The 1285-nt window shown below is 38.1% G+C and carries 2 protein-coding genes and 1 pseudogene; all 3 read right to left on the bottom strand.

Going from position 1 to position 1285, the window contains the following annotated elements; genetic code table 11:
- A partial coding sequence (locus HT688_RS11305; protein ID WP_172923806.1) for a helix-turn-helix domain-containing protein occupies nucleotides 1-445 on the bottom strand: 445 nt, incomplete at its 3' end.
- Between the two features lie 388 nt (nucleotides 446-833).
- Nucleotides 834-989 (bottom strand): hypothetical protein, encoded by a 156-nt coding sequence (locus HT688_RS11950; RefSeq protein WP_000379812.1) that lies wholly within the window; start codon nucleotides 987-989, stop codon nucleotides 834-836.
- A gap of 29 nt (nucleotides 990-1018) precedes the next feature.
- Nucleotides 1019-1285: pseudogene (locus tag HT688_RS11295) on the bottom strand (IS630 family transposase); the annotation flags it as partial.

Below are 1285 nucleotides of genomic sequence, written 5' to 3'. Positions count from 1 at the left end.
CGTCTGCTTTCTGGGGATGGTCGGGAGGTGGCCAAATATTTCGCCAACCATGGCACTTCAAGAGTTGATAAAAGGCATCACGGGTGTAGGAAGGAGCTAACTCCTTGGTATAAGCCTGAAATAAGGCATCAATTGTAACAAATTCTCCTGCCTCTGCAGCCTTCAAATGACGGGCAAGAAAGGCTTTCTCTTCCTCAATTGTCATATATGCATGGTTACGACCACCACGTGTTTCTTGAAGGAGAGAGTCGAGTCCGAACTCCTCATATTTTTTTACAGTTGGCCAAATCGTTGTTTGATTACAGTCTAAAAGCTCTATAATCTCTTTATAAGATTTACCCATCAGACGAAATAGAACGATTTGAAGGCGTTTATGATATTTAGCTGTACTAGAGTCTTTTAAAAGTGTTTTGATTGTTTGGATTTCTTCTTTAGTTGATTTCATATTACTATTATATAATACTTTTTGATTTTAGTTTAGTATTAACATAATCGGCTTTTTCCTCATACCATTGATTAATAGCTGTCATAAATCCGTCATAGTTCCAAGCCAAGTTTTCTGCTAGTGAGAAATTTCCTGAAGACCAGGGGCTCCAAATGTCCTTACTAGACAAGCGTGTGTGATTAATGGTGATCGAAGCTTCTGCTGCACGAATGAAGGTTGTTTTTTCTAGTGCAGTTGACCATTTGATAGGAACATAGCTAGTAACTAGACCTTCGTCTGTTGTTTCTTTTCGAATGGCATTGATACGGTCTAAGATAGCCTGTTTATATGGCGTTAAGAAAGTCCCTTCAATCCCAACTAGAGTAGTACCAGAAGAAGTACTAGTGACCTAAGAGTTTAAGATATTGTAGGATTGACCATTGATTGCTTGAGTGGAAACCAGCCTATCATTAGTGGCTACTGATTGTGATGTAACAATTCCTACCCCAAGAAGTGATAGAGCTGAAATCGTTGCAAGTGTGAACTTTTTAGCTTTGGTGTCCATTTCGTGTCCCCTTATTTTTTATTATATAGTTATTTAGTTTTAAAAAAGCGTTCCAAACATTCAAAAATAGTTGGGACTTCCCTTAATAAATCTGTTACTTTCTTTTTCAAGATAGCCCAAGCTTGCTCAATAGGATTCAAATCCGGTGAATATGGCGGTAGAGGTAAGAAAAAGTGTTTATCTTGGATGCAGAGTTCATCCAAAATGTTCTTGGGATCAAAACTAGCATTGTCCATGATAATAACATGAGGTGTTTTCAAAGCAGGTAGGAGTTGCATTTTGAACCACTCCACAAA

Source organism: Streptococcus sp. 1559 (assembly GCF_013276735.1).
In the GTDB taxonomy this organism is placed as follows: Bacteria; Bacillota; Bacilli; order Lactobacillales; family Streptococcaceae; genus Streptococcus; species Streptococcus pseudopneumoniae.
Note: the sequence above shows the minus strand (reverse complement) of the source record. Positions and strands in the feature narration are given on the sequence as shown.